Annotated in this window: 16 protein-coding genes and 1 riboswitch; of the genes, 6 read left to right on the top strand and 10 right to left on the bottom strand. The window is 70.1% G+C overall.

Features of this window, described 5'->3' with window-relative positions:
* Positions 1–87: 87 nt before the first annotated feature.
* From cydD to hisC, 4 genes are all read right to left on the bottom strand, one after another.
* Positions 88–3,840, bottom strand: coding sequence for a thiol reductant ABC exporter subunit CydD (gene cydD / locus ACFWHU_RS13605; protein WP_387224993.1), 3,753 nt, complete (start codon positions 3,838–3,840; stop codon positions 88–90).
* A 21-nt stretch (positions 3,841–3,861) separates the two neighbouring features.
* Complete coding sequence (cydB, locus tag ACFWHU_RS13610) at positions 3,862–4,863, bottom strand: cytochrome d ubiquinol oxidase subunit II (protein WP_385791888.1); 1,002 nt, start codon at positions 4,861–4,863, stop codon at positions 3,862–3,864.
* A 23-nt stretch (positions 4,864–4,886) separates the two neighbouring features.
* Positions 4,887–6,416 (bottom strand): cytochrome ubiquinol oxidase subunit I, encoded by a 1,530-nt coding sequence (locus ACFWHU_RS13615; RefSeq protein WP_387224994.1) that lies wholly within the window; start codon positions 6,414–6,416, stop codon positions 4,887–4,889.
* A gap of 236 nt (positions 6,417–6,652) precedes the next feature.
* Entirely contained in the window at positions 6,653–7,771 is a 1,119-nt protein-coding gene (hisC, locus tag ACFWHU_RS13620; RefSeq protein ID WP_387224995.1) for a histidinol-phosphate transaminase, read from the bottom strand.
* A gap of 415 nt (positions 7,772–8,186) precedes the next feature.
* Here hisC and ACFWHU_RS13625 point away from each other — a divergent pair, with 415 nt between their 5' ends.
* The 3 genes from ACFWHU_RS13625 to ACFWHU_RS13635 all read left to right on the top strand — a co-directional run bounded on the left by ACFWHU_RS13625 (position 8,187) and on the right by ACFWHU_RS13635 (position 11,967).
* Positions 8,187–9,299, top strand: coding sequence for a LacI family DNA-binding transcriptional regulator (locus ACFWHU_RS13625; RefSeq protein WP_385791894.1), 1,113 nt, complete (start codon positions 8,187–8,189; stop codon positions 9,297–9,299).
* A gap of 313 nt (positions 9,300–9,612) precedes the next feature.
* Positions 9,613–11,001, top strand: a complete 1,389-nt coding sequence (locus tag ACFWHU_RS13630) for a metallophosphoesterase (protein WP_387224997.1) — start codon at positions 9,613–9,615, stop codon at positions 10,999–11,001.
* Positions 11,002–11,154: 153 nt separating this feature from the next.
* Positions 11,155–11,967: a hypothetical protein gene (locus ACFWHU_RS13635; RefSeq protein ID WP_387224998.1), complete on the top strand. Its 813-nt coding sequence runs from the start codon at positions 11,155–11,157 to the stop codon at positions 11,965–11,967.
* A 50-nt stretch (positions 11,968–12,017) separates the two neighbouring features.
* Here the strand turns inward: ACFWHU_RS13635 and ACFWHU_RS13640 are convergent, their stop codons facing one another.
* From ACFWHU_RS13640 to ACFWHU_RS13650, 3 genes are all read right to left on the bottom strand, one after another.
* Positions 12,018–12,629, bottom strand: a complete 612-nt coding sequence (locus tag ACFWHU_RS13640; protein ID WP_387224999.1) for an ABC transporter permease — start codon at positions 12,627–12,629, stop codon at positions 12,018–12,020.
* A 96-nt stretch (positions 12,630–12,725) separates the two neighbouring features.
* Positions 12,726–13,421, bottom strand: a complete 696-nt coding sequence (locus tag ACFWHU_RS13645; RefSeq protein WP_387225000.1) for a TetR/AcrR family transcriptional regulator — start codon at positions 13,419–13,421, stop codon at positions 12,726–12,728.
* Between the two features lie 4 nt (positions 13,422–13,425).
* On the bottom strand, positions 13,426–14,484 hold the full coding sequence (locus ACFWHU_RS13650; protein WP_387225001.1) for a medium chain dehydrogenase/reductase family protein: 1,059 nt from the start codon (positions 14,482–14,484) through the stop codon (positions 13,426–13,428).
* 110 nt (positions 14,485–14,594) lie between these two features.
* Between ACFWHU_RS13650 and ACFWHU_RS13655 the strand changes: the two genes are divergently transcribed.
* Together ACFWHU_RS13655 and ACFWHU_RS13660 are read left to right on the top strand one after the other, a co-directional pair.
* Positions 14,595–15,251 (top strand): TetR/AcrR family transcriptional regulator, encoded by a 657-nt coding sequence (locus ACFWHU_RS13655; RefSeq protein WP_385791908.1) that lies wholly within the window; start codon positions 14,595–14,597, stop codon positions 15,249–15,251.
* 195 nt (positions 15,252–15,446) lie between these two features.
* Positions 15,447–15,683, top strand: coding sequence for a hypothetical protein (locus ACFWHU_RS13660; RefSeq protein WP_387224946.1), 237 nt, complete (start codon positions 15,447–15,449; stop codon positions 15,681–15,683).
* Positions 15,684–16,128: 445 nt separating this feature from the next.
* On the opposite strand, the gene thiC is transcribed toward ACFWHU_RS13660, so the two are convergent.
* The gene (gene thiC / locus ACFWHU_RS13665; protein WP_385791910.1) at positions 16,129–17,883 is read right to left on the bottom strand and encodes a phosphomethylpyrimidine synthase ThiC; all 1,755 of its coding nucleotides are present in this window, start codon (positions 17,881–17,883) and stop codon (positions 16,129–16,131) included.
* A riboswitch (TPP riboswitch) is annotated at positions 17,878–18,020 on the bottom strand. It overlaps the preceding gene by 6 nt.
* Before the next feature lie 71 nt (positions 18,021–18,091).
* Between thiC and ACFWHU_RS13670 the strand changes: the two genes are divergently transcribed.
* Complete coding sequence (locus ACFWHU_RS13670; RefSeq protein ID WP_387225002.1) at positions 18,092–19,489, top strand: YibE/F family protein; 1,398 nt, start codon at positions 18,092–18,094, stop codon at positions 19,487–19,489.
* A gap of 89 nt (positions 19,490–19,578) precedes the next feature.
* Here the strand turns inward: ACFWHU_RS13670 and ACFWHU_RS13675 are convergent, their stop codons facing one another.
* Positions 19,579–20,013, bottom strand: a complete 435-nt coding sequence (locus ACFWHU_RS13675) for an SsgA family sporulation/cell division regulator (protein WP_078076253.1) — start codon at positions 20,011–20,013, stop codon at positions 19,579–19,581.
* Positions 20,014–20,165: 152 nt separating this feature from the next.
* Complete coding sequence (locus ACFWHU_RS13680; RefSeq protein ID WP_387225003.1) at positions 20,166–20,942, bottom strand: IclR family transcriptional regulator; 777 nt, start codon at positions 20,940–20,942, stop codon at positions 20,166–20,168.
* Between the last annotated feature and the right edge of the window lie 247 nt (positions 20,943–21,189).

The following is a 21,189-nucleotide window of genomic DNA, read 5'->3' on the forward strand; positions in this document are numbered from 1 at the left end:
TAATTAGTCCTATTTAATATGGAAAGTCGGCCAGTGGGACTCGATGATCGAGCCCCACTGACGACGCCGGTTGATCAAGCCGGTTGATCAAGCCGACCGGCTGACCAGCGCGACCGGCCCCCGCTCACGCTCCAGCATCGTCCGCAGTGGCCCCGCGACCGAGACGAGCTCGGCGTACTCCCCGCGCTGGACCACCTGACCGTCGTCGAGCACGATCACCTCGTCCACCGCGTCGAGACCCTGAAGGCGATGGGTGATGAGCAGCGTCGTACGCCCTTCGGTCACCGCCAGCAGGTCCGCCGTCAGCGCGTCGGCCGTCGGCAGGTCGAGATGTTCGGCGGGCTCGTCCAGGACGAGGACGGGGAAGTCGGCGAGAAGCGCGCGGGCCAGCGCCAGGCGCTGCCGCTGTCCCCCGGAGAGGCGTGCGCCGTGCTCGCCGACCAGGGTGTCGAGGCCGGCGGGGAGCGCGTCGACCCAGTCCAGCAGACGGGCGCGGCGCAGGGCGTCGCGGAGGTCGTCCTCGGTCGCGTCCTTGCGGGCGAGGGCGAGGTTCTCGCGTACGGAACTGTCGAACAGGTGCGCGTCCTGCGCGCACAGCCCGACGAAGCGCCGCACCGTGTCGCCGTCCAGCGCGGCGGCGTCCGTCCCGCCGAGGCTGACGCCGCCCTCGCGCGCGTCCAGGAAGCGCAGCAGCACCTGCGCGAGGGTCGTCTTGCCGGCGCCGGACGGCCCCACCACGGCCACCCGCTTCCCGGCGGTCAGCGTCAGGTCGACGCCGCTGAGCGCGTCGCGCTCCTGCCCCGCGTAACGGGCCGCCAGGCCCCGTACCTCCAGCGGGAACGGCGTCGCGGGGGTGGCGGCCGGCCGCTCGGGCTCCCGTACGGGGACGGGCGCGTCCAGCACCTCCCACACCCGCTCGGCGCCGCGCGCGGCCCGCTGCCGGTACTGCACCGCGAGCGGCAGACCGGCGACCGCCTCGAACGCGGCGAGCGGGGTCAGTACGACGACGGCCAGCGCGACGCCCGGGAGCCGCCCGTCGTGCACGGCGCCCACTCCGGCGTACGTGGCGGCCGCCACCGTCAGACCGCAGATCAGCGCGGAGAGGCCGCCGCCGAGCGCGGTGGCGGTGGCGCCGCGTGCGGCGATGGCCGTGAGCGTCGCGTCGGCGGCGCGCGCGGCGCGGATACGGCTGCCGAGGGCGCCGGCGACGGTCAGTTCGGCGCAGCCTTCGAGGAGTTCGGCCACGCGGGTCGCCAGCAGGCCGCGCGCGGGGGCGAGTCGGCGCTCGGCCCTGCGCGCGCGGGCGCCGCTTACCAGTGGCACGCCGACGCCCGCGGCGAGCAGCCCGACGGCCAGGACCGCGCCCGCCTCGGGCAGCAGCCAGCCGGTGAATCCGACGGCGCCCACACCGACGAGCACGGCGGAGCCGACCGGCAGGAGCCAGCGCAGCCAGTAGTCCTGGAGCGCGTCGACGTCGGCGACGAGCCGGGAGAGCAGATCACCGCGCCGGGCCTCTCGCAGCCCGGCGGGGGCGAGCCGTTCGAGGCGCCGGTAGACGGAGACCCGGAGGTCGGCCAGCATGCGGAGCACCGCGTCGTGGGACACGAGCCGCTCGGCGTACCGGAAGACGGCCCGCCCGATCCCGAACGCACGCGTCGCGGTGACGGCGACCATCAGATACAGCACGGGCGGCTGCTCGGACGCCCGCGAAATGAGATACCCGGACACGGCCATGAGCCCGACGGCGGAGCCGAGGGCCAGACTCCCCAACACCAGCGCGAGGACGAAACGCCCCCGCAGGGCCCCGACGGCGGCCCGCATCCGGGCGAGGGGGTGGGCCCGGACGTCACGGGCGACGCCGTTGTCCCGTGTCCCTGCCCCGGACCGGAGCCCCGCCGCGTCGGCTTCGCGGCCGACGCCCCCGGCGCCGGGTTCGCCCAGACTCCCAGCGGCACCGATCCCACCGGGCGGCCCGGAGACCGCCTCTGCGGTCACCGACCCCGGCGTCCGACGTGCGTCGGTCGGCCGGTCGGGCCGGACGGCTGTCCCGGCATCAGCCGCGACCGCCGAGTCCGCCGAGTCCGGCATCCAGCCTGTGCCGAACTGCCTGTCGAACGCCCCGCCGGGACCCGCAGCCGTGCCCGGGCCGGCCGGTGCGCCGGCCCCACCGGCCCCGTGCGTCCGCCCGCCCAGTTCGATCACCCGGTCCGCCACCGACAGCAGTGCCGGGCGGTGGATCACCAGGAGGACCGTGCGGCCCACCGCCAGGCGGCGGACCGCCTCCACGATGCCCGCCTCCGTCTCGCCGTCGAGCGCCGCCGTGGGCTCGTCCAGCAGGAGAAGCGGGCGGTCGGCGAGGAAGGCCCGTGCCAGGGCGAGGCGTTGGCGTTGGCCGGACGAGAGGCCCGCGCCGTCCTCGCCGAGTGGTGTGTCCGCGCCCTGGGGGAGCGCGGTCACGAAGTCGTACGCCCCCGCGTCGCGCAACGCCTTCCGTACGGCGGCGGCGTCCGCGTCCGGGCGGGCCAGGCGTACGTTCTCCGCGATCGTCCCCGCGAAGAGATACGGGTGCTGCGGCACCCAGGCGATGCGTTCGCGCCAGCGGTCGAGGTCCAGGGACGACAGGTCGGTCCCGCCCACCCGTACGCGGCCCTCCGTGGGTGCCGTGAAGCCGAGCAGCACGTTCAGCAGCGTCGTCTTCCCGGCGCCGCTCGGGCCGACCAGGGCGACCGTCTCCCCCGGTTCGACCACCAGCGTGGCCGCGTCCAACGAGGGCTCCGTACGGCCTTCGTGGCGGACCGTCACGCCTTCGAACTCCAGCCGCGGCGAGTCCGGCACCTCCGTGACGCCGCCGGAAACCCTGGCCGCCCCACCGGACGAACCACCCGCACCCGTCTCCAGCACCGCGAAGATCTCCTCCGCCGCCGCCAGCCCCTCCGCCGCCGCGTGGTACTGCGCCCCCACCTGCCGTAGCGGCAGATACGCCTCGGGCGCCAGGATCAGCACGACCAGGCCCGTGTAGAGATCCAGGTCCCCGTGGACCAGTCGCATCCCGATCCCCACGGCCACCAGCGCGACCGACAGCGTCGAGAGCAGTTCCAGCGCGAAGGACGAGAGGAACGCGATCCGCAGCGTACGGATCGTGGCCCGCCGGTACTCCGAGGTGATCTCCCGGACCGACTCCGCCTGCGCCTTCGCCCGCCCGAAGACCTTCAGCGTGGGCAGCCCCGCGACCACGTCGAGGAAGTGACCCGACAGCCGCGACAGCAGTTGCCACTGCCGGTCCATCCGGGACTGCGTGGCCCACCCGATGAGCACCATGAACAGCGGAATCAGCGGCAGCGTCAGCACGATGACACCCGCCGACACCCAGTCGTCGGTCACGATCCGCGCCAGTACCGCCACCGGCACCACCACCGCGAGCCCCAGCTGCGGCAGATACCGCGCGAAGTAGTCGTCCAGCGCGTCCACGCCACGGGTCGCCAGCGCGACGAGCGATCCGGTCCGCTGACCGCTCAGCCACCCCGGCCCCAGCTCGGCCGCCCGCTCCAGCAGCCGCCCCCGCAGCTCGGACTTGACCGCCGCGCTCGCCCGGTGCGCCGCCAGCTCGGTCAGCCACGCGACCAGTCCGCGCCCGACGGCGACCGCGCCGAGCAGGAGCAGGGGCGTACGCAGCCCGTCGGCGTTCAGCCCGTCCTCGAACGCGCCGACCACCACCTCGGCGATGATCATCGCCTGGGCCACGACCAGCCCCGCACCGGCCAGCCCCAGGACCACCACCGCCACCAGGAAGCGCCGGGTGGCCCTTGCGTACCGCAGCAGACGCGGATCGATCGGTTTCACGTGAAACACCCGCCCAGTCAGCTAGTGCGCGTCCGCGATGTGATGCGTACCGATGCGCTTGCGGAAGACCCAGTACGTCCAGCCCTGGTAGAGCAGCACGACGGGCGTGGCGATGCCCGCGCACCAGGTCATGATCTTCAGGGTGTACGGCGTAGACGACGCGTTGGTCACCGTCAGATTCCACTGCTCGTTGAGCGAGGACGGCATGACGTTCGGGAAGAGCGTCAGGAAGAGCATCGCCACGGCGGCCACGATCGTCAGCCCGGAGAGCGCGAACGACCACCCTTCCCGGCCCGCCTTGATCGCCACGATCGCGCCGACCAGCGCCACCACCGCGACGACCATCGCGCCCAGGCTCGCGCCGTCACCGCTGTCGAGCTGGGTCCAGCTCAGGAATCCGAGCGCCAGCACGGCCGTGAGCAGCCCCAGGGTGACCGCCAGCTTCCGCGCCCGCGCCCGGATGTCCCCCACCGTCTTGAGCGCGGCGAACACCGCGCCGTGGAAGGTGAAGAGGGTCAGCGTCACGAGCCCGCCGAGGATCGCGTACGGGTTGAGCAGGTCGGCCAGGTTGCCCACGTACTCCATCTCCGCGTCGATCTTCACGCCGCGCACGATGTTCCCGAAGGCCACGCCCCACAGCACCGCCGGCAGCAGCGAGGTCCAGAAGATCGCGTGTTCCCAGTTGCGCTGCCACCGCTCCTCGGGCCGCTTGGCGCGGTACTCGAAGGCGACACCGCGCACGATCAGACAGACCAGGATGAGGAGCAGCGGGAGGTAGAAGCCGGAGAAGAGGGTGGCGTACCACTCGGGGAACGCGGCGAAGGTCGCGCCGCCGGCCGACAGCAGCCACACCTCGTTGCCGTCCCAGACGGGTCCGATGGTGTTGATGAGGACCCTGCGTTCCTTGCGGTTCCGGGCGAGCAGCTTCGTCAGGACGCCGATCCCGAAGTCGAAGCCCTCAAGGAAGAAGTAGCCGGTCCACAGGACGGCGATCAGTACGAACCAGACGTCGTGGAGTTCCATGTTTCGGATCAACTCCTCAAGCTTCAGTAGGAGAAGGCCATCGGGCGGTCGGCGTCCTCGGTGTCGTGGCCGCCGATCTTCGTGGGTGGGTTGAGGTCGTCGTCCGTCAACTCCGGCGGTCCCGCCTTGACGTACTTCACGAGCAGCTTGACCTCGATGACGGCGAGCACCGCGTAGAGCAGGGTGAAGACGATCATCGAGGTGAGCACCTCTCCCTGGGACGTGCCGGGGGAGACGGCGTCGGCGGTGCGCAGCACCCCGTAGACCACCCAGGGCTGCCGGCCGGTCTCGGTGAAGATCCAGCCCCAGGAGTTGGCGATCAGCGGGAAGAGCATCGTCCACAGGGCGACGAGCCAGTACAGGTGGGCGAATCGCGCGCCGAGCGCCTTGTTGCGGAAGAGCACGAGATTCGGCACCTCGTCCTCGCCGGTCCGCAGTGCCTTCGGCAGCAGGAACTTCCGGCGGGTCAGCCAGAGCCCGAGGAGGCCGATGCCCAGCGACGCCATGCCGAAGCCGATCATCCAGCGGAAGCCCCAGTACGCGACGGGGATGTTGGGCCGGTAGTCGCCGGGGCCGTACTTCTCCTGTTCGGCCTTCTGCACGTCGTTGATACCGGGGACGAAGGACTCGAAGTCGCTGTGGGCGAGGAAGGACAGCAGGCCGGGGATCTCCACGGCGACCTTGTTGTGGCCCTCGTCCACGTCCCCGTAGGCGAAGAGGGAGAACGGCGCGGGCGCCTCGCCGTCCCAGAGAGCCTCGGCGGCGGCCATCTTCATCGGCTGCTGCTCGTACATGATCTTGCCGAGCGTGTCGCCGCTGACGGCCGTGAGCAGGCCGGCGGTCACCAGCGTGACCAGCCCGAGGCGCAGCGAGGTGCGCATCACCGGGATGTTCTTCCGGTGCTCCGCGCCCTTGCGGCGCGCGAGGTGGAAGGCGGAGATGCCGACCATGAACGCGCCGCCGACCATGAAGGCCGCCGTCATGGTGTGGAAGAACTGGGCGAGCGCGGTGTTCTGGGTCAGTACGGCCCAGAAGTCGGTCAGCTCGGCCCGGCCGCGCTCCTCGTTGATCCGGTAGCCGACCGGGTGCTGCATCCAGGAGTTGGCCGCCAGGATGAAGTAGGCGGAGAGGATCGTGCCGATCGAGACCATCCACATGCAGGCCAGATGGATCTTCTTGGGCAGCTTGTCCCAGCCGAAGATCCACAGACCGATGAAGGTGGACTCGAAGAAGAAGGCGATCAGCGCCTCGAAGGCGAGCGGGGCGCCGAAGACGTCGCCGACGAAACGGGAGTAGTCGGACCAGTTCATCCCGAACTGGAACTCCTGCACGATGCCGGTGACGACACCCATGGCGATGTTGATCAGGAAGAGTTTTCCCCAGAACTTCGTCGCCCTGAGGTACTTCGGATTCGACGTCCGCACCCAGGCGGTCTCCAGGCCGGCGGTCAGCGCGGCGAGGGAGATCGTCAGGGGGACGAAGAGGAAGTGGTAGACGGTGGTGATGCCGAACTGCCATCGCGCGAGAGTCTCGGGAGCCAGTGCGATGTCCACGTCGTCGTCTCTCCTTCTCCTAACGAGCCGGCCTTTTGGGGGCGGCGGCTTGCCCTATTGGTCCCGGCCTGATCGGGAGGAACCGGGATACAGGGACGCGCTTGTGAACGCGTTCACATTCACAAGCAAAAGTATGGCGCACGGCCCGACCGGATCTTCAAGGGGGGGTCCCCCTTCGAACATCCGGCCGTGACCGCGCGCCGGAAAGCGGTGCGCGAGGGCTGCCGGGAGCCTCCTCAGACCTCCTTGGACCCCTCGGGTCCCCGTGAGTCCTCTTCGATCTCCTTGCGGAACGATTCCGCCGTGTGCAGGAACAGGTCGTTCGCCTCGTACTCGCCGATCGTGACCCGCACCCCCTCGCCCGCGAAGGGCCGGATCGTCACGCCCGCGCGCTCGCACACCGCCGCGAAGTCGGTCGTACGCTCCCCCAGCCGCAGCCATACGAAGTTGGCGTGCGTCTCGGGCACGGTCCACCCCTGGCCGCGCAGCCCGTCGAACACGCGGGTGCGCTCGGCGACCAGCGACCCCACCCGCCCGAGCAGCTCGTCCTCGGCGCGCAGCGAGGCGACCGCCGCGTCCTGCGCGATCTGGCTCACACCGAACGGCACCGCGGTCTTGCGCAGCGCGGCGGCCACCGGCTCGTGGGCGATCGCGAAGCCGACCCGCAGACCCGCGAGACCGTACGCCTTGGAGAAGGTCCGCAGCACGGCCACGTTGGGCCGCTCCCGGTAGATCTCGACGCCGTCGGGGACGTCGGTGTCCCGGATGAACTCGCGGTACGCCTCGTCCAGGACCACCAGGACGTCCTCCGGCACCCGGTCGAGGAACCGCTCCAGCTCGGCCCGGCGCACGACGGTGCCGGTGGGGTTGTTGGGGTTGCAGACGAAGATCATCCGCGTCCGCTCGGTGATCGCGTCCGCCATCGCGTCCAGGTCGTGCACCTCGTTCGCGTCCAGCGGCACCTTCACCGACGCGGCGCCCGAGATCTGGGTGATGATCGGGTACGCCTCGAAGGACCGCCACGCGTAGATCACCTCGTCGCCGGGGCCCGAGGTGGCCTGGAGGAGCTGCTGGGCGACGCCCACGGAGCCCGTACCGGTCGCGAGATGCGACACCGGGACCCCGAAACGGTCGGCCAGTTCGTTCATCAGGCCGGTGCACGCCATGTCGGGGTATCGGTTGAACGCGCCGGCCGAGGCCAGCACCGTCTCCATCACCCCGGGCAGCGGCGGGTAGGGGTTCTCGTTCGACGACAGCTTGTAAGCGGCGGGCCCGCCGGTCGCCGCCGGCCTGCCCGGCTTGTAGGTGGGAATGCCGTCCAGCTCGGCGCGCAGCTTGGGGCTCGTCTCGCTCACCGCGGGTCCTCCTCGGGCGTTCTGGGGGCCGTGCACATCATCGGCTCGCCTCATGCGGATGTACCAATACTGCTCACCTTAAGAGGATTGACGAGCGCTGCGAATACCGCCCACGAGACCGGTCCCCGACTCCCCCCGAGCCCGGTCCCAGCAAGGGGAGCGCTCGCGGACCTGGCACGCGCCGGTGGCTCACTCCGTGGCGCGCATCCCCCGTGGGGGTGAGTTGAGACCTCTTCGAAACATCGGACACTCGCCAGGCCCATCCTGCTCAACGCTTGACAGACCACAACCGAATCGCTCAACGACCTTGATTTCCATGTCGATTGAGCGTTGTTGATCATGCAGAAACGTGACTCTTGGGGAGTGAATATGCGACCGGCCTTACCACCTTGATGAGCCCTACTATCGGCTCGCCATGACACCAGCAGGGAAACACCAGGTGAGCCGGACGGACACATCCCGCCGGGGCAGCCGGCAAGGTCGGGCGGGCATCCGGGACGTGGCCGCCGCAGCCGGTGTCTCCATCACGACCGTCTCCGACGCGCTCAACGGCAAGGGACGGTTACCCGACGCCACACGCCGCCATGTCCGTGAAGTCGCCGAGCGGCTGGGCTACCGCCCGTCCGCCGCGGCCCGAACCCTCCGTACCGGCAAGTCAGGTCTGATCGGCCTGACCGTGACCACGTACGGGGATGAACCTTTCACCTTCACCGAATTCGCCTACTTCGCCGAGATGGCGCGGGCCGCGACCTCCGCGGCGCTCGCCCGCGGCTACGCCCTCGTCATCCTGCCCGCCACCTCCCGCCACGACGTCTGGTCGAACGTCGCGCTCGACGGCACCGTCGTCATCGACCCCTCCGACCACGATCCGGTCGTCACCGAACTCGTGCGCCAGGGCCTGCCCGTCGTCTCCGACGGCCGCCCGGCGGGCACCCTCCCCGTCACCGCCTGGGTCGACAACGACCACGAGGCCGCCGTACTCGATCTGCTCGACCATCTCGCCGCCGCCGGCGCCCGCCGGATCGGGCTGCTCACCGGGACCACCACCGACACGTACACCCGGCTCTCCACCACCGCGTATCTGCACTGGTGCGAGCGCGTCGGACAGGACCCGGTGTACGAGTCGTACCCCGCGCACGACCCCTGCGCCGGAGCCGTCGCCGCCGACCGGCTGCTCGCCCGGCCCGACCGTCCCGACGCGGTGTACGGGCTCTTCGACCCGAACGGCACCGATCTGCTCGCCGCCGCGCGGCGGTACGGCCTGCGGGTACCCGAGGACCTGCTGCTCGTCTGCTGCAGCGAGTCCACCGTGTACGCGACGACCGAACCGCCCATCACGACGCTCTCGCTCAAGCCTCGCCGTATCGGCACAGCCGTCGTACAGCTCCTCATCGACGCCATCGAGGGGATCGACACCGGGCGGCCGGTCGAGCAGGTGATACCCACGGAGCTGATCGTCCGGACCTCGTCCCAACGGCGCCCGCCCCGCACCACGGTCAGCGCTCCGAGGTCTCCCGCGAGAGACTGACGCGGGCGAAGCGAGGACGGTCCGTGGGCGAACCGGGACGGATCAGGAGCGGACCCGCGGACGAACCTGGTACGGACCGGAGACACGGCCGGGACAGGACACAGATCGTGTAATTCGGGCGATCCGTGTGAAAACAGCCGATGAAACGTGGGTGGAATCGGATTGACCACCCCTGGTGCGTCACACAGGGGTGGCTGCATTCCTATGATGGGCGCACGACACCGCGGACCCTCCCCTACCTCCGGTGGGGATGTCCCGTCCGACCAGGCGGGCCCGAAAGGTGTACGGAGGCGCGACGTTGGTGGAGGGGTCGATGACTCAGGGGGCCGGGACCGGTCAGGGACCCGTGGTGCGGACGGCGACGTTGCGCGATTTCCGGGTGCCGCCGTACACGCAGGTTCCCGTACAGCCGGGGGAGCCCGGACCGCCCACGGCGGCCAAGGCGTCCGAGACGCCCGCCGACCGGCCGGTCGCCGAGCAGCCCGGCGTTCCGGGGAGCCTCGGTGTCCTGCCCCGTACGGATCCGCGGGGGATCTCGCTCACCATGCCCGCCGGGCGACCCGCCCCGGCACCGACTCCGGTGACCACGAAGGTCTCTGACGCCCCGTCGCACCGCGATCCACGCAGCCTGGTCGGTACGGGGGTCGCCGACATCACGCCCGCGCCCGTCGCATCGCCGGCACCCGCCGTGCCGCCCGTACCGGCCGCACCGGTCGCCGACGCGACCCCCTCCGTCCACCCGGGCAACGCGGTCCCGCGCGACGAGGTCCCCGAGGGCTACACCCCCACCGAACGCGACCTCCCGGTGATCAAGCGCGGTGACAGCCCCCAGGTGCGCGTCGTGCCCGCCGAGAGCCCCGCCGACGCGGACGGCCTCGGCCCGCTGTTCGTCGTCGGAGACGTCCACGGCTATCTCGACGAACTCGTCGCCGCCCTCGCCGAACAGGGCCTCATCGACCAAGAGGGCAACTGGGCCGCGGGCAACACCCGCCTCTGGTTCCTCGGCGACTTCACCGACCGGGGACCCGACGGCGTCGGCGTCATCGACCTCGTCATGCGGCTCTCCGCCGAGGCGGCCGCCGCCGGTGGCTACTGCAAGGCCCTCATGGGCAATCACGAGCTGCTGCTGCTCGGCGCCAAGCGGTTCGGCGACACACCCGTCAACTCCGGGGCCGGCACCGCCACCTTCCAGGCCGCCTGGCTGCTGAACGGCGGTCAGAAGACGGACATGGAGCGCCTCCAGGACGTGCATCTCCAGTGGATGTCGCGGCTCGACGCCCTCGTCGAGGAGGACGGGCATCTGCTGATGCACTCCGACACGACCGCGTATCTCGACTACGGCGCCACCATCGAGGACGTCAACGACAACGTCCGCGCCATCCTCACCCGCAACGACGCGGACGAGTGCTGGGACATCTTCCGCAAGCTGACCAAGCGTTTCGCGTTCCGTGACGACCGCGGCCCGGACGCCGCCCGGGAACTGATGGCCGCGTACGGCGGCAGCCGTATCGTCCACGGCCACAGCCCGATCCCGTATCTGCTCGGCGAAGTCGGCACCGAGGACGCCTCGGACGGCGAGGAGAACTCCGGCCCCGTGGTCGACGGGCCGCACGTGTACGCGGACGGTCTCGCCATCGCCATGGACGGCGGAGTGACCATGGCCGGAAAGCTTCTGGTCGTACGGCTCCCGTTGCATAACTGAACAGAGTGGGGGCAGGTGATTTCGGTGAACCCCCTGTCACCCAGTGCCGTAACCGCTCTACCATCGGCTTATCCGTAGCAGGCTCTCCTCCGTTTTCGCCAACCGTCCGTTCTCAGCGGGCAATCCGGCTCTACGGAGCATCGGGGGACGCACATGAACAGCGCTCCGCATCTGCTGAACGAGGATCGCGCCGACTACGAGCGGATTCTCGACGAGACGCTGCGCCATGCGCACGACCGTCCGGATCTGGCCGATGTCGGACAGCGGCTCAACGCCGAGCAACTGCGCACGATGGCTCTCAACGCGACGTCTCTGATAACCGCCGCAGCCGCGACCGAGTACGAGCACTACGCGAAGGTCCGGGAGGAGTTCCGCGCCTCGGCGAACTCGCCGGTGGGCAACTCCGTACTGGCTCCGGCGATGCACGGGGCCACCGAGACCGGCGCGGGTCTCGCCGCCGTCGTCGCCGTCCTGGTGCCGGTCCTGGCGGGCGCGGCGGCCGTCGTCTTCCTGCTCGTCGGTTACGCCCTGCGAATGCTCAGCCCGGTGCCCGGCTTCTCCGGCACGCTGCTGACCGTCGGCTGGTTCTTCACCGCGGTCACGGCCGTCGGCCTGGCGGTCGCCGCCGCCGGGCTGCTGATCACGGCCCTGCGCAACGCCGCGACGCAGGTCGCGGTCGGCGATGCGGACGGCTCCTGGCCCGACGATGTGTCACGGGCCCGCGAGGAGTGGCGCGTCGCCCTGCTGGATCGAGGGATCCTGCCGTTCCTGCGCGAGGCCCTGGCCGCGCCCGGTGTGGAGCCGGCGCCGAAGGCCCGCCCGGCGCAGTATCTGCCGAAGATGGGCTACAGCCGCCCGAACTTCTCCAGCCCGGACGACGGCGCGACGGCCGGGCAGCGTCCGATGTACTCGAGCCCGGACTTCTCCAGCCCCGACTTCGGCGGTCCTGAGCACAAGCCCGAATGAGCCGCCGCAGGTGGACCTTCCCACCTGCGCGGCTCACTTCGGAAGGCGTGTCAGCGGGTCGCGAGGCGGCGGCGTTCGAGGACCGCGGCCACGGCGTACGCGCCGCCGCCGGCGACGGTGAGGACCCAGTAGAGGCCGGGGGTGCCGAGGAAGAGCGCCGCGGTGGAGGTCAGGGCGAGCCAGCAACCGAGGCCGTAGTGCAGCAGGTTGCGGCGTGCGGCGCCCTCGGCGAGATAGAGCAGGCCGACGACGAGGCCGGAGCCGGTGGGCCAGAGCGTGGACTGGAGATCGGGCATGTCGAGGCTGTTCGTCAGGCCGGTGATGGCGAGGAACAGGGCGGCGAAGGCGACGACCCAGGCCGCGCCGAGCAGTTTGCCGGTGCGGATCTCGTCGGGGTCGATCGCGGCGCGCTGTGCGCGGCCGGCGGCGACGGTCGCGCTGACGGTACCGGCCGCGAGCCCGATTCCCAGGAGCGTCATGGGCAGCCAGCCGGGCAGTTCGAGCAGGGGGTTGGCGCCCTGGGAGACGGCGGCGGCGCCGTGACCGAGCACGTAGGCCAGTCCGAAGCTGACGTAGGTGGCGCGGTTGTCGACCTCGCTCGTACGGCCTGTCGGAGCGACGGTGTCGGTGGCGGCGGGCGAGGCGAGGGTGGCGACGGACATGGCGGAAACCTCCGGGTGTCTGGGCGCGAAAGCCTTGGTGGCCGGCGCCTGTAGGTGCTGAATGCGGGGGAGTTCGGGTTCGGGTTCGGCCGGGGATCAGGCCGGGCCGAGGCGCGACAGCGAGGCCGCGAAGTGCCGCACCAGATCGGCGGGCCAGGGGAAGGCGTGGGAAACGGTGCGCTGGTGAGCGAGTCCGTGCAGGCCGATCCAGAGCGCCACCGCGTCGGCGCAGGGGTCGGTGCTGGCCGAGCGTCCGGCGGTGACGCAGTCGGCGAGGGCGCCGGAGAGGACCCGCAGGGCTTCCGCGCCGAGGGAGGCCGGACCGGGTCCGGCGGTCCTGTCGCGGGTGGTCCTGTCGCCGGTCGTCCCGTTGACGGTCGCCCTGTCGCCGGTGGTGGCGGGTTTCGCGAGCTCACCGAACATGGCGCGGTAGCGCTCGGGGTGGGCTGCGGCGAAGTCGAGATAGGCGTGGCAGGCGGCGTACAGGCACTGTTCGGCGTCGTCGCCTGCCGCGTCCACGGCGGCCCGGAGTCGGCCCGACAGTTCGGCGAAGGCTTCGCGGACGACGGCGAGCATGATGGCCGGGCGGCCGGGGAAGTGCGGGTAGATCGAGGGGGCGGCTATTCCGGCCTGCCGGGCCACGGCGCGCAGGGTGACGGCCCGTTCGTCGCCATGATCGAGCAGGTCGGTCGCGGCGGCCAGGATGTCGGCCCGCAGGTGGCCGCCCTCGCCCCGGCGGTTCCTCGTACGGAGGGCGCGTCTGGGCACTTGTGCGTCGGCTGCGAGGGCCATGGCGTCACGTTCCGGGGACGATGACGACCTTGCCGAGGACTGTGCGGGACTCGGCGAGTGCCAGTGCCGACGCGGCGTCGGCCAGTGGAATCCTGGCGGCGATCTGCGGGACGACGGAGCCGTCGGCCACCAGTCGCAGCACCTGGGTGAGGTCCTCGCTCAGTCGGCGCTGCCAGGACGCCTGGCAGCGCTTGCCCGCCCAGTAGTTGTAGAAGTGCGCGCTCCTGCCGTTGGGCAGGGAGTTCCAGGCAGCCAGGCGGGCGAACAGCTTCAGCACGGGCAGTTGAGAGTTGCCTTCCTCGTCCTTCGAGGCCGCGGTGCCGTAGGAGACCAGCGTTCCGCCACGGCGCAGCAGCCGCCACGACTGCTCCAGTGCGGCGCCGCCGACGTGGTCGAAGACCGCGTCCACGCCGTCGGGGGCCATCTCCCGGATCCGGGCGTACATATCGGGGTCGCGGTAGTCGACGGGGCTCGCGCCCAGCTCACGCACGGTGGCGTGGTGGCGGGGGGATGCCGTGCCGATCACCGTGATGCCGGCGTGCCGGGCCAGTTGTACGAGGGTGGAGCCGACGCCGCCGTTGGCGCCGAGCACCACGATGATCCCGCCGGAGCGGACCTTGGCGATCCGGTGCAGCATCTGCCAGGCGGTGATCCCGTTGACGAGGACGGTCTCCGCGGCGGCCGCGTCCACGTCGTCCGGTACGGGCATCAGGTCCACGGCGTCGATCAGCAGGTGGCTGGCCCACGCGCCGGTCTTGGTGACGGCGGCGAACCGGCGTCCGGTGAGCCCGGTGTCCACGCCGGGTCCGGTGGCGGTGACGGTACCCACCACGTCGTAGCCGGGGACGAAGGGGAACGGCGGCTGGTCGTAGTACTTGCCGCGGCGCATCTGCTGCTCGGCGAACGCGACCCCGGTCGCTTCCATCCGCAGTACGACATGGCCCGCGGCCGGCGCCGGGAGATCGCGGGTCCGGACCTCGAGGCCGTCCGGCTCGACGGTGCCGGGCAGGACTATCTCGGTGGCGCTCACAGTGACGGTGCTGGTGCTGGTGCTGGCGGTCATGGCATTTCCCTTCAAGGCTTCGCTCGTTCGCTTACAGATGTAACTGTACGAGCGTAAGTCTCGGTTCGCAAGGGGATACGGCCATAACCTTCACGGCGTAAGGTGACAGCATGGACAACACCGGAACAGCGGCCTCGGCCGCACCGAAACAGGGCCGCGCGCGCAACCGTCGCGGCGAGGGCGGGCGCCTGCGGGAGGACATCATCGCCGCCGCGGTGGAACTCCTCGACGAAGCGGGCGACGAACGCGCCATCACACTGCGCTCGGTCGCCCGCCGGGTCGGAATCGCCGCCCCGTCGATCTACCGGCACTTCCCCGACCAGCCGGCCATCATGCTCGCCGTCGTGCAGGGGGAGTTCGCCGACCTGCGGAACAGCCTGCGCTCCTCGGTGGAGAAGGCCGGGGACGACCCCCGGCGACGGATGTACGCCGTCTGCGAGGCGTATCTGGAGTTCGCCCGGATCCATCCCGAGCGCTACCGCACGATGTTCGGCGGCCTCTGGATGCCCGACCTGGACGACAGCTCCCTGACCAAGGAGGATCTGGCCGCGCTCGGCGACGACAGCATGCGGATCCTCGTCGAGACCCTCGGCGAGTGCGCCGCCGCGGGCCAGTCCACCAGCACCGACCCGTCCAGTGACGCGGTCGCGCTCTGGCTGGGCCTGCACGGACTCGCCCACCAGCGAGCGGTGGCCGAGTCCTTCCCCTGGCCGCCGGACATCGCCGACCGCATCATCACCGCACTCGCCCACCTGAAGACCGCCTGACCCCGTCCAGGGCCCAGGTTGTGGGTTGGGCCCTGGGTTGGGTCTTGGGGCCCATGCCGGTGGGTGTGGCCCCGTCGTACTTTTCTCATGTCGCCAGCGGGACCGGCCAGGAGGAAGCCGGAAACGCGGGGCGACACCAAAGACTCGTACGAGTCGGCCGGTCACCGGCCGGCCGACACAAAAAGGGGACAGCTCATGTCGAACGTCACGCTGAAGGCCGCCACCAACGCCAAGCTCTACGTCGGCACCTGGGCCAACACCGCCGTCACCGCGATGAAGCGCCGCAGCGACAAGGGCCAGGGCGCCGTCGAGTACGTCGGCGTCATCGTCCTGGTCGCCCTGATCATCGCCGCCATCGTCGGCTCCGAGGTCGACACCGCAATCGCCGACGGCCTCACCAACACCGTCGACGAGATCCTCGGTGGCGAGTAACCAACCCCCCACGGGACAGGGCAGGCCCAATCCATCCCCGGCCAGGATGGACACGGACCTGCCCTCCCCACATTCCCGGCCCAAATGAGCCCCGCCTCTGCCCCGACCGCCCGCACGACCTGGCGGCCGGGGCAGAGTCATGTTCTCCACCACGCCGATGACGGCCTCGTGGCGGTACACCCGCATCAGCCGTGCCATCACGTGGATGGGCACACCTGCGCTACGCAGACGCTTCTACGAACACGCTCTCCGATATGGCCGACTGGAAGCTGTCACTTCCCGCGAAGACGGCTCGGTAGGAGCCGACTGTGCTCCGGTCAATCTCTGCCGTCGGCTCCCAAGACACTGGAACGGGTCGCGCGATGGCGGACACCAAACGTCGGCGCACCACGGAGTGGGGCCCGACTCACGTGGGGAGGCCACTCGTGGACGTCCGCCGCCCGGCTCAGTCGGCGATCGGCAGGTACACCCGGTTGCCGCTCGCCGCGAACTCCTTGGATTTGGCTGCCATGCCCGCCTCGATCTCGTCCTGCGAGCCGCCGTGGTCACGGCGGATGTCGTGGGAGATGCGCATCGAGCAGAACTTCGGCCCGCACATCGAGCAGAAGTGCGCGGTCTTCGCCGGCTCGGCCGGCAGTGTCTCGTCGTGGAACTCCCGTGCCGTGTCCGGGTCGAGCGCCAGATTGAACTGGTCCTCCCAGCGGAATTCGAACCGCGCGTCCGACAGCGCGTCGTCCCATTCCTGCGCCCCCGGATGGCCCTTGGCCAGATCCGCCGCGTGCGCCGCGATCTTGTACGTGATGACGCCGGTCTTCACATCGTCGCGGTTGGGCAGGCCCAGGTGCTCCTTGGGTGTCACGTAGCAGAGCATCGCCGTACCCCACCAGGCGATCATCGCGGCGCCGATGCCGGAGGTGATGTGGTCGTACGCCGGGGCGACGTCCGTCGTCAGCGGGCCGAGCGTGTAGAACGGCGCCTCCTCGCAGATCTCCTGCTGAAGGTCGATGTTCTCCTTGATCTTGTGCATCGGGACATGGCCCGGCCCCTCGATCATGGTCTGCACGTTGTGCCGCTTGGCGATGGTGTTCAGTTCGCCGAGCGTCCGCAACTCGGCGAACTGCGCCTCGTCGTTGGCGTCCGCAATCGAGCCCGGCCGCAGGCCGTCGCCGAGGGAGTACGTCACGTCGTACGAGGCGAGGATCTCGCACAGCTCCTCGAAGTTCTCGTACAGGAACGACTCCTGATGGTGCGCCAGGCACCACGCCGCCATGATCGAGCCGCCGCGCGAGACGATGCCGGTCTTGCGGCGGGCCGTGAGCGGCACGTAGCGCAGCAGCACGCCCGCGTGGACGGTCATGTAGTCGACGCCCTGCTCGGCCTGTTCGACGACCGTGTCCTTGTAGATCTCCCAGGTCAGCTCCTCGGCCTTGCCGTCGACCTTCTCCAGCGCCTGGTAGAGCGGCACGGTGCCGATGGGGACCGGGGAGTTGCGCAGCACCCACTCACGGGTGGTGTGGATGTTGCGGCCGGTGGAGAGGTCCATGACCGTGTCGGCGCCCCACTTGGTCGCCCAGGTCATCTTGTCCACCTCCTCCTCGATGGAGGAAGTGACCGCGGAGTTGCCGATGTTGGCGTTGACCTTCACCAGGAACCGCTTGCCGATGATCATCGGTTCGATCTCGGGGTGGTTGACGTTGGCCGGCAGTACGGCGCGGCCCGCGGCGATCTCGTCGCGTACGACCTCGGGCGGGACGTTCTCCCGGATGGCGACGTACTCCATCTCCGGGGTGATGTCGCCCCGCCGGGCGTACGCGAGTTGCGTGACCGCCTGTCCGTCGCGGCCCCGGCGCGGCTGGCGCGGGCGGCCGGGGAAGACCGCGTCGAGATTGCGGAGACCCCCGCGGGGCGAGGTGTGTTTGAGGCCGTCGTCCTCGGGGCGGACGGGGCGGCCCGCGTACTCCTCGGTGTCGCCGCGGCCGACGATCCAGTTCTCCCGGAGCGGTGCGAGACCGCGCCGTACGTCGGTTTCGACGGTGGGATCGGTGTACGGCCCCGACGTGTCGTACAGCGTCACGTCGTCGCCGTTGGTGAGATGCACCTGACGGACCGGCACCCGGAGATCGGGGCGCGATCCTTCCACGTATCCCTTGTGCCAGCCGATGGCTCGTGCGGCAGGCGTGCGTGCGTCCTGAACGGTCATATGAGACCTACTCCCTACGCCGGCATTACCCGGTAACAGGTTCGGCGGTCGACGCAGCTCAGGGATCCGGGGAAGCCCCGGAACTCCACAGTCAGCGTCCTCTCAGCCCGGTGCTCCGAGCTCCCGCGTGTGTAAAGGCACCACCACGCTAACGCGATGTCGGGCGTGCTGAACAGAGGGCCCCCGCCGTTCTTGCGATGATCGGTCGGTGACCTCACCCCAGCAGACACCCGATACGCACGGCCACTCGCACAGTCATGGGCCGGCCGCGCCGGTCTCCAAGCACCTGCGCAAGGTCATCGCCGCGGTGCTGATTCCCTTCGCCACGGCCGTCCTTGTCGGACTCGTCGTGCTGTGGCCCGGCGGCGCCCCGGCGCACGAACGCACCGGTGTCGGCTTCGACCGGCAGACCGAGCAGGGCCAGGTGGTGAAGATCGAGCAGATCGACTGCAAGGACGTGAACGCCGCTCAGGTCCCGCCGACGGGCGACACGACGACGCCGGAGGGGCGTGAGGCGCAGCAAGCACAGACCGGGGACTGCGAGAAGGCGACGGTCGAGGTGACGACCGGTAAGAACAAGGGCCGTAAGTTCGTCGAGATCGTCCAGCCCGACGCGCCGCGGCAGTTTCACGTGAAACAAGGCGTTGTGGTGGCCTACGCCCCCGACGCCCCCCGGGATCTCCAGTACTCGGTGACGGACGTGGACCGCTCGACGCCGATGGCACTGCTGGCCGGGATCTTCGCTCTCGCGGTGATCGTGGTGGGGCGGCTGCGCGGGCTGATGGCACTGGTCGCGCTGATCATCTCGTTCGCCGTACTGACGCTGTTCATCCTGCCGGCGATTCTCCAAGGTTCGAATCCGCTGATCGTCGCGGTCGTCGGCGCGAGCGCGATCATGCTGATCGCGCTCTATCTGTGCCACGGTCTGACGGCCCGTACGTCCGTCGCCGTGCTCGGCACACTCATCTCGCTGCTGCTGATCGGGCTGCTGGGCTCGCTGTTCATCGGCTGGGCGAGTCTGACGGGCAACACGGACGACAACACCGGGCTGATCCACGGGCTCTATCCGGAGATCGACATGAGCGGTCTGCTGCTGGCGGGCGTCATCATCGGATCGCTGGGTGTGCTGGACGATGTGACGGTCACCCAGACGTCGGCGGTGTGGGAGCTGCGCCAGGCGAATCCCGACATGGGGCCGCGCGCCCTCTACCGGGCGGGTATCCGTATCGGGCGCGACCACATCGCGTCGGTGGTCAACACGCTCGTACTGGCCTACGCGGGCGCCGCGTTGCCGCTGCTGCTGCTCTTCTCGATCGCCGAGTCGAGCGTGGGGACGGTGGCCAACAGCGAGCTGGTGGCCCAGGAGATCGTACGGACCCTGGTCGGGTCGATCGGTCTCGTCGCGTCGGTGCCGGTGACCACGGCACTGGCGGCGCTGGTGGTGTCGGCCGACCGGCCGGGGACGCCGGGGGGAGGGGCGACGCCGGAGACGGCGACGGGGGCGCCGTCGGACGCACCCTCGGGGACGCCGCCGAAGGCGCCTTCCGGGCGGCCGTTCGGGGGCCTGCGGACGCGAGGCGGAGGCGGGCGGCGCCGCAAGGCGTAGCCCTCCGCCCGCGGGAGCGCTCAGGAGCCGGAACCCCGGAATCCGCGCTGGAGCCGGCACTCAGCAGTCGGCGTTCCTCGAATCCGCGCTCAGCCCGCGTTCTCCTCGGCGAGGATGCGCCCGAGCGTCTCCTCAAGATTGGTCTCGAAGTCCCCGAGCGTCATCTCCTGCCCGAGCGGGACCAGCCGGTCCGTACGGTCGAGGAAGGCCACCAGCGGCGGTGCGCTGACCCGGAAGAGGGCGTGTTCGGCGCCGACCTGGAGTCTGATGTGGACGTCCGAGAGCTCCTCGGGCTCGGTCGGCGAGATGTACACGTCGCCGTCGCCGCTGGGTTCGTTGATGCCGTCGACCAGCAACTCGCGGCCGAAGGCCCAGGTGACCGGGGCGTCGCCGGGCAGATGGAACGTCATCCGCACCGCGTAGGGGTCCGCCGTCTCGTAACGGAGTTCCACTGGAATTCGGAATGAGAGCTCTTCGGAGACAAGGAAACTCATCAGGACTTCTGCCTGAACCAACTCGCGCATCACGTACCCCGCAGTGGATGACGGACAGTTACGGAGAGTAAGAAATTCAGAGGGATTTCAGGGGTTTGAGGGGTGAAAGGTCCGATATTGATGCCCCTTGATCCTCTTCTTAATCGTCCAACACGCAGTAACAGATCACAAGGAGTGATATTTCAAATACTGATAGAGAATTCCAGCGAGCCGATCAAGTTTCCGATCTCTTTGCATAGCCGTTCGACATTGGGAAGCAGTTTTCGCTCCTGATGCAGCGGCACCGACGTCGCGAGCGCCGCGACCGTCGGCCCGTGCCTGACGGGTACGGCGGCGCAGACCTGGCCGAGCACGTACTCCTGCCGCTCCAGAAAGGGTCCCGTGCGCCCCCTGGCACCGAGGCGCGACAGCAGTGCGCGCCGGTCCGCCACGGAGTAGGGGGTGAGCGGGCCCACGGGATGCCGGTCCAGATGGTCCTGGCGGGCGGCCTCGTCGAGCTGGCTCAGCAGACACTGGCCGATCGCGTGCGCGTGCCCGGTCTCACGGAAATCCGCCCATTCGGCGACGGCGGGCGTGGCCGGGCTGTCGGCGACCGCGACGACCTCGATCTCGCCCTCGCGGTAGACCGCGAAATAGACGGGCGCCCCGATCAGATCGCGGCAGTACTCCATCGATTCGGCCATCGTGCGCCGGGGCCGGCCGATTACCGGGCCCTGGCCGCTCACCAGGCGGTCCACCGCGTCCCCGAGGAAGAACACGCCCTTCTCACGGCGCAGATAGCCCTCGTGGGTCAGGGTGCGCAGCAGGTGATAGGCGGTGGGGAGGGGGAGGCCGGCCTCACGGGCGAGCTGTTTCGCCGGGGCCCCGTTCGGATGGGCGCCGGCCGACTCCAGCAGACGCAGCGCGCGCCGCACGGAACCGATCAGGGTAGGAGCAGCTGACGTGCTCGCTGTGGCCAAAGGTCACCCCTGGGCTTGCTGACGGGCGTGCGCCCGCTCGCGGGGGCCGCCCCCGCGCCTGTCACACCCCTGGGGACCCGAGACAGAGTCTGAGGTCCGGCGTCGGGAACTCGGACAATGCGTTGGCCAAAACGACCGGCGACGCTGTTTTCGCAGGGTGTGGCAGAGGCTTGCCACTCTAATGGCAGCCTCTGAGGTGGGAGTGGTTTCGTCTCCGCCTTTCCCCCGCGCGGGCTAACGGCCGGGG

It is taken from the genome of Streptomyces sp. NPDC060366, from assembly GCF_042725135.1.
In the GTDB taxonomy this organism is placed as follows: Bacteria; Actinomycetota; Actinomycetes; order Streptomycetales; family Streptomycetaceae; genus Streptomyces.